The organism is Streptococcus sp. DD10 (assembly GCF_001578805.1).
Lineage (GTDB): Bacteria > Bacillota > Bacilli > Lactobacillales > Streptococcaceae > Streptococcus.
Map to the genome: position 1 here is coordinate 24,551 of NZ_KQ969167.1, position 6,872 is coordinate 31,422.

General features: G+C 39.3%; 8 protein-coding genes, 1 other RNA gene and 1 pseudogene. All 10 read right to left on the minus strand.

Features of this window, described 5'->3' with window-relative positions; translation table 11 throughout:
• Positions 1 to 824, minus strand: an 824-nt coding sequence (locus STRDD10_RS09510) for a phosphate acetyltransferase (protein WP_082782092.1), incomplete at its 3' end; no start/stop codon positions are given.
• A complete protein-coding gene (locus STRDD10_RS09515) occupies positions 824 to 1,726 on the minus strand; it encodes an RluA family pseudouridine synthase (protein WP_067195521.1) in 903 nt (300 codons plus the stop codon). The genes STRDD10_RS09515 and STRDD10_RS09510, both read right to left, overlap by 1 nt.
• Positions 1,723 to 2,541 carry an NAD kinase gene (locus STRDD10_RS09520; RefSeq protein ID WP_156468646.1) on the minus strand — a complete coding sequence of 273 codons (819 nt, stop codon included), beginning with the start codon at positions 2,539 to 2,541 and terminating at the stop codon, positions 1,723 to 1,725. Before STRDD10_RS09520 ends, STRDD10_RS09515 begins: the two co-directional genes overlap by 4 nt.
• Positions 2,525 to 3,196, minus strand: coding sequence for a GTP diphosphokinase (locus STRDD10_RS09525; RefSeq protein WP_067195526.1), 672 nt, complete (start codon positions 3,194 to 3,196; stop codon positions 2,525 to 2,527). Before STRDD10_RS09525 ends, STRDD10_RS09520 begins: the two co-directional genes overlap by 17 nt.
• A 177-nt stretch (positions 3,197 to 3,373) precedes the next feature.
• Positions 3,374 to 3,784: a phage scaffolding protein gene (locus STRDD10_RS09530; RefSeq protein WP_082782093.1), complete on the minus strand. Its 411-nt coding sequence runs from the start codon at positions 3,782 to 3,784 to the stop codon at positions 3,374 to 3,376.
• A 140-nt stretch (positions 3,785 to 3,924) separates the two neighbouring features.
• Complete coding sequence (locus tag STRDD10_RS09535; protein WP_067195528.1) at positions 3,925 to 4,188, minus strand: hypothetical protein; 264 nt, start codon at positions 4,186 to 4,188, stop codon at positions 3,925 to 3,927.
• 11 nt (positions 4,189 to 4,199) lie between these two features.
• Positions 4,200 to 4,430 carry a hypothetical protein gene (locus STRDD10_RS09540; RefSeq protein ID WP_067195531.1) on the minus strand — a complete coding sequence of 77 codons (231 nt, stop codon included), beginning with the start codon at positions 4,428 to 4,430 and terminating at the stop codon, positions 4,200 to 4,202.
• A 51-nt stretch (positions 4,431 to 4,481) separates the two neighbouring features.
• Positions 4,482 to 4,643 (minus strand): hypothetical protein, encoded by a 162-nt coding sequence (locus STRDD10_RS09545; RefSeq protein ID WP_443031102.1) that lies wholly within the window; start codon positions 4,641 to 4,643, stop codon positions 4,482 to 4,484.
• Between the two features lie 26 nt (positions 4,644 to 4,669).
• Positions 4,670 to 5,963: pseudogene (locus tag STRDD10_RS11810) on the minus strand (phage minor capsid protein); the annotation flags it as partial.
• A gap of 77 nt (positions 5,964 to 6,040) precedes the next feature.
• Positions 6,041 to 6,388, minus strand: a transfer-messenger RNA (tmRNA) gene (gene ssrA / locus STRDD10_RS09555).
• Between the last annotated feature and the right edge of the window lie 484 nt (positions 6,389 to 6,872).

The window sequence follows — 6,872 nt, forward strand, 5'->3', positions numbered from 1 at the left end:
TAGCTGATATTTCCCGCTTCAATATTTGGAAAAACAAACACAGTTGCTTGGCCAGCTACAGAACTTCCGGGTGCTTTAAGTGCAGCAGTTTCTGGAACAAAAGCTGCATCAAACTGTAATTCACCATCAATAGCTAGGTCTGGACGCATCTCTTGGGCAATCCGAGTCGCTTCAACAACCTTCTCTACTTTCTCGCCAAAGCCACTTCCTTTACTTGAATAACTCAGCATAGCTACTTTAGGATCAATACCAAATATTTGAGCAGTTGTCGCAGAATTCACCGCAATTTCTGCCAAAACACTTGGATCAGGGTCAATATTGATTGCACAGTCCCCAAAAATATACCGTTCATCTCCTCTTACCATCAAAAAAGCTCCAGAGGTACGAGATACCCAAGGCAAAGTCTTAATAATTTGTAATGCTGGACGAACTGTGCTAGCCGTTGAATGAATCGCTCCAGAAACCATTCCCTGAACTTTTCCCATATAAACAAGCATAACTCCAAAGTAATTGACATCTTCTGTCAATAACTTCCGTGCTTCTTCTTCTGTCACTTTACCATTACGACGTTCTACCATAGCTGCTACCATCTCTTCAAAACAAGAACAGTTAGCAGGATCTATGATGTCATACCCTTCTGTCACTCCTTCAATTTCTAAGTAAATACGGATCTTTTCAGGATTTCCCAAGAGGACTGGAGTGATATCTGTTTCTTTTACCAAACGTTTTGTTGCTTGAAGTATACGTGGTTCCTCTCCTTCAGGAAGTACAATGCGTACCTCCTTACCTTTTAGCGCTTCTTTAATTGAATCAAAAATTTTCATTATTTGTCTCCTTTTATATTAACTAATGAATCAATAACTGATTGAAAATCTGATGGAATCGGACTTTCAAGATGTAATTCCTTTTCTGAAAAAGCATTATAAAACGTTAGTGAATGACAGTGTAACGCTTGTCGTGTGATACCGTCTTCCATGCTTCCACCATATAGGTCATCTCCCAGAAGTGGAAATCCAATATGGGAAAAATGCACACGAATTTGATGGGTTCTTCCTGTGTGAAGCTGAATGTCAACTAAATGTATCTTACCAAAAGAGGCAAGAACTTTATAACTTGTATGAGCGTACTTACCACCCTTGGCGACTCGACGCGTAATAATAGAGTCTTCGTCACGAGCAATTGGGGCAATGATTTCTCCCTCACGCTCCAACTCCCCCTCACCTTTAATCAAAGCAAAATAACGTTTCGCTATCGTTTTCTTTTGTAGTTGCTTGTCTAATCGCGCATGGGCATAACCGTGCTTTGCAAAAAGCATCAGACCAGATGTATCTCTATCCAAACGTGTTACAATATGAACTTGCTGATTTTCATACCCTTGATCAATATAGTAGGCTTTTACAAAATTAGCCATCGTATTTGAATGATTCACACTGGGAATACTAGCTACTCCAGCTGGTTTATCCAACACTAAAAAGTGATCATCCTCATAGACCAAAATCAACTTTTTCCTTACTGCTTCAAGAGTTTCAAATCCTAGCTCAGCAGGAATATGGATCGTTACCTCATCTCCTATATCTAGTAAATAAGTCGCATTTTGCTCCACTCCATTCACTAAAATAGCACCGCCACGAAATTTAATTTTTGCAAGTAGACTCTTTGAAACCTCATGTTTTTTGAGAAATGTCTTAATCTTAACATGCTCATCTGCTATAAATTCGAACCTCATTCATCCACCTCGCCAATAAAGGCATCCTTGACACGATTCCAAAAGCTAGTGTGGCTTGGAGAGGCTACAAAGTGAATCTTATGGTGATCAATCTGATACTCAATTTTTTGAATCTTATCAAATCGATAAGCGGCATTATCGATAGACAAAACATACTCATCTTGGTGTTGTGGAACAATTTCAATCTTATCCTTTTTAGGAACGATTATAGGAGAGCCCAGTGTTCGATAAACACGATTATTCAGACTCGCTACTTCAGCCAACTGAAGGGCTTCAATCGTTGGGTGTAAAACAGCTCCACCGAGAGATTTATTATAAGCTGTACTGCCCGTTGGCGTTGAAACAGACACACCATCTCCGCGGAAACGCTCAAAACAAACGCCATTAATGGAAATATCTGCCACCATGGTTTTAATGACTGCCTTAATCGTAGCCTCATTGAGTGCCTTGATATTATGGACCGTTCCATCCTGCAAAAATACTTTTACATTTAAAATAGGATAGGAAACCTTAGCTCCTGTGTCTAATTTAAGATTATCTATCAGTTTATCCAACTCAAAATCGCGGTAATCCGTATAAAAACCTAGATGCCCCGTATGAACTCCAACAAAGCGAACCTTATCTAGCTGCTCTTCATACTTGTGAAAAGCAGAAAGCAACATCCCATCCCCACCGATGGAAATAACAACATCTGGATTCTTATCTGTAAGCGTAAAGTCCGCCTGTCGTAACTTTTTTTTCAATTCTGTTGCTACTATCTGGCTATGAGGACGCCAATTACTAATTATGGAAATTTTTTTATCTGTATTCTTCATCGCTATCATCACTATTTCCAACACCGTCATTTAATTTTCGGTGTAAGGGATCAAAGAGTGCCTGTGCCTCTTGAATGTCGTTTCGAATTTTACGCATTTCTTCATCCAACTCATAAGCAATTTTAGAAGTCGTCGCCAAACGATGCCGAATTTCCTCTGGAAAGTCACCTTGATATTTGTAATTCAGAGAATGCTCAATCGTCGCCCAGAAATTCATGGCTAGGGTACGTATTTGAATCTCAGCCAAAATCGTCTTCGACCCATTAATGGTGTCTACTGTATATTCAACCACAACATGATAAGAACGATACCCCGATGCCTTACGATGATTAATATAGTCTCGTTCTTGCACCACTCGCATATCTTGTCGTTTATGAAGTAGCTCCACCACTTCCTTAACATCATCAACAAACTGTACCATTATCCGCAATCCAGCGATATCTTGTAAATCTTGCTCAAGGTTGGCATCGGTAATACCGCGGCGCACCATTTTTTCTTTGATACTCTCAATAGGCTTAACTCGTCCCGTTACAAACTCAATGGGAGAATGTCTGTTTTGTTTTCGATACTGCTTTCGAATCCCTCTTAGCTTTATTTTTAATTCTCCAACCGCTTGGATATAAGGATCTAGAAATTCTTCCCAATTATTTGGCATATAACCTACCTTGTCAAATGTCTTTGTCCTTTATAATATAGTATGTTTCCATTATAACATAGTTTTAAAACGTTTTCAATCAATTATCATCACGTTACAAACAGTTTCATTTCCTCATTTTTCTCTTTCATTACTTCTATCCTCTACCTTTATCATTAAATTGGTATTAATACTTTTCTACAAGAAACTTTCTCCTTTTTTCTTAGTATCCTCGGAAAGAGTCAACACTCTCATCAAATCCTCAGAGTTGTAAGCTCCCACATCTTTCAAAGCAAGTGCTACAGCATTAGTTTTAGTGACCTGAGCAAGCTGCGCCTCACTATCCGTCTTGTACTGGTCAAATTGAGCTTGTAAGTCTGCCAGCTGCTGCTTGCTTTCCTCACTAGCTCCCTCTTTTGCCTGCAAGTCCTTGATAGCTTGGTTCTGTTGCTCAAGCTGTTGTTTCAAGCTGTCATTTTCTGCCTGCACCTCAGACTTAGCTTGTGACTTGGCATTTTCAATGCCTGCACCGTACGCTTGCATAATATTGTCAATGACAGCCTTGTCCTCAATACCTGCCTCAACTAACATCTCACGTTTAAGGCTCATACCTTAACTCCTTTGTTTTACGTCACGAGGGACTGAGATACAGACACTTTTACGCCATATCCAGGGCAAAATAAAAACCGCTTGGATTTCCAAACGGTATAGAGTAGTCTTTCCTACCAGTCAAGATGAGTGACCACCTCCTACAGAGTGTCTAAAATGTTCAGATACTCTACTTCTTCGTATGTTTCTGTAAAAATATCAGGTTTGCAAGGATAAAATTCACCGTGCACACTTTTGATGATATAGTCGCCTTTTTGAGCAACCATATTCCCCTCTAAGGTTGGAATGACAACGCTAAGATTAGAGCATAGAGTGCTTTGACCGATAAAAGATTTGACTTCTTCATAGTTTGTTCCATCAAATCGGATAGCTTCAATCATGACTGGTCTTTTGCGATAGTGCATTTATGCCCTCCTTATTTACGACTAAACCAAGACTTTTTCTGAGTCTTTTTGAGAGCCTTAACCTCCGCCTCAATCTGGTCAAAGCGGTTGTTAGTAGCCTCTGTGTTCTGTGAGTTGATTTCTTTCATCTCATCAACAATGTACCAAAGTTGATTGTTTTGACAAAGCAAGTACTCCACAGCTTGCTCTGCTTTCTTTAGACGGTTCTCAAGTTCACGTTTCTTTTTGATACGTTTATTCATAGTTTCCTCCTGATTTTGGGTATAAGAAAAGCGCCTAGATTGAACTAAGCGCTAAGTTAATGAAATACTAATGATTTCAGTTTCAAAATACTCATAAAGAGTACCGTTGACATCTAAGCCAACTGAGTCAACTTCCTCATCATTATCATCTTTACTACAGTATTCTTGGACAAAACCTGAAACGATTGAGCCATCTTTAAGCACAAGTTTCACGTTTTGTCTTAAAAAAGTCCATAATTTCACGGCTTACCTCCATACGTTGGGACAATATGTGCTCCTGTCTTCCTGTAATGTATTCTAAAGCTATCAGTTTCAAACATCTCTCCTGTAGATTGGTCAATATACACGCCAACCTTGTTATCATGTTTGATGATTTCTTTTTTAGGAATGTAGTTAGGGTCTTCTTTATACAAGAACTTCCCTGTGCCAGAGTAACGTTTAATAAGTTTGGCTGCCTCCTCCATTGATACCGTCAAATAACTTGGTTCAAACTGCTTACCATTAGCTAAGTCAGTTTCAAGTCTCCTATGCCATTCGTTAGTACCTCTGATGTGGTCAGCTTGTTTCTGTTCGTTGATTTCTGCCTTAATTATACCATCTTTCACAGCAGAAGTGAAACGTTGTCGCATTTCTTTTTGTTCTGCCTTGTGCTTTTCCATTTTGGCTAGTTCACGTCTTACCTCGACCTCTTTCTTAGTCTTATGATAAGGCTCATCATAATATTTTTCCCTAGCGTAATCACGGTGTAGAAAAGGGTGCTGTCTGAGATAGTCTCTCATGGCTCCCTGTTGGATCCTAACCTTGTTTTTATACTTGTCTATCAGCTCTTTGTCACCCAGTTTCTCTGCAACGTGTAGATATTCCTTCGACTGTCTGATAGAACGCTCTAGGGCTCTCTGTTTAGCTTGTACGTTGGCATTTTCGATAGCCTGCTCAGGTTATATCTTTGACATCCTCCCTCAAATCAGGCTTATAGTTAGTACCCACAACAAAGGGAGTGATTTCATGAGTACAGTTAATACCCTGACAGCCTCCAGCGTATCCGTAGCCGTAGTCTGATAATGCTAAAATACGCTCCCCTTTTTCCGTTCTAGCAACCCCTGTAGTTACTATCTGGTGTTGCAAAGGAGCGCACATCTCTCTTGCCGTGGCCTTTTTGTGATAGTAAAAGGTATCTATACCCAACTCCTCAGCTGGAGCCATTCTAACCTCACGATAGACACGCCAAGCCGTGGACTTGATAACTTGCCTAGCGTAGGTATCAGCTCTCCAACGCTTGCCCTGACTATCCGTAAAACCGTAAAAGCCTTTTTTAGCCCACTTCATGACAGTATCTGAAATAGCCTTGTCTGATGTTGCAAGACCTGTGACAACCTTTGCTGTTGCCTCCTCAATGATGGACTGATACACCTGTCTCACACTCTTTGGTAGCGTTGTGTTGATGAGGTTATCAATATCCCCCATTGTCTGATTGACATAGGCTGCAAGATTGGTCTGAATAAGGGAGTTACTAACAAAATGACCACCGCCAGTATTTTTTTAAAATCAAGAATAAAAAAAACGCTGACTTAACAACGTTTTACCAAGTTTTGCGAAAGAATGCAAAGGAATAATGGAGCCGGTGGGAGTCGAACCCACGTCCAAACACCTGTCAACATATTTGTCTACAACCATAGGTTATGTATTAGTTTAACAGTCCCTCGACACATAACTCAAGCCTAGAAACTGCGAGTCTATCAATCTCTTATCAAGCCGCTAGACAAGGCTTGATCGTATCTCGCTAATCATAAGACCTGTCATTGAACACGAGCAATCCAAATCGGGTCACGCCTGCTGTTTTTTAGGCAGCTAGAGCGTAAGAAGTGTTATTTTTTGCAGTTATATTTAACTGAGCGTTTACGTCGCCACACGAGTCGCAAAATATGCCTCATAATGCCTGTCGAATCCGTAACGACCCCTAACTAACTTTATTAGTATAACAGATTGTTTTAAAAAATGCAAAAGCAAAATAAGTGATAATTAAAAAAGTCAGATGGTTAAAAATTAAGCAAGCAATAAAACAAATAAATAACTTCTCCTAGAAAATCGGGATCGATACCTATTCGTTTTATTACTTAACTGAAATTATTTTGACACAGAACAATGTGTTGCTTTATTTGATTTCTTCTATTTTTTATCGACCCACAAGATAATTACTTTGTTTGATTTCATTTTTGCTGCAACTTCTTTCTATTTCAAAAAGAAATTTCCCAAACACTAAAGCTAACACAGCAAAGAGGAGGTAAATTATATAATAAACAACAATCCACTCATTAACTGTCAGAATCAGAACAAAAAATAGTAGAACTATCCAACTCAAGCAACATCAACTAAAACCATAAATAACAGCGTAGAGTAAGGACAGCAGAAAAATAAATAAAAGTACAGGGAAATATTGTCGAT

Coding starts and splice junctions, on each gene's coding strand:
- STRDD10_RS09520 (WP_156468646.1), bottom strand. CDS start 2,541: ATGAAGAATACAGATAAAAAAATTTCCATAATTAGTAATTGGCGTCCT.
- STRDD10_RS09525 (WP_067195526.1), bottom strand. CDS start 3,196: ATGCCAAATAATTGGGAAGAATTTCTAGATCCTTATATCCAAGCGGTT.
- STRDD10_RS09535 (WP_067195528.1), bottom strand. CDS start 4,188: ATGCACTATCGCAAAAGACCAGTCATGATTGAAGCTATCCGATTTGAT.
- STRDD10_RS09515 (WP_067195521.1), bottom strand. CDS start 1,726: ATGAGGTTCGAATTTATAGCAGATGAGCATGTTAAGATTAAGACATTT.
- STRDD10_RS09540 (WP_067195531.1), bottom strand. CDS start 4,430: ATGAATAAACGTATCAAAAAGAAACGTGAACTTGAGAACCGTCTAAAG.
- STRDD10_RS09530 (WP_082782093.1), bottom strand. CDS start 3,784: ATGAGCCTTAAACGTGAGATGTTAGTTGAGGCAGGTATTGAGGACAAG.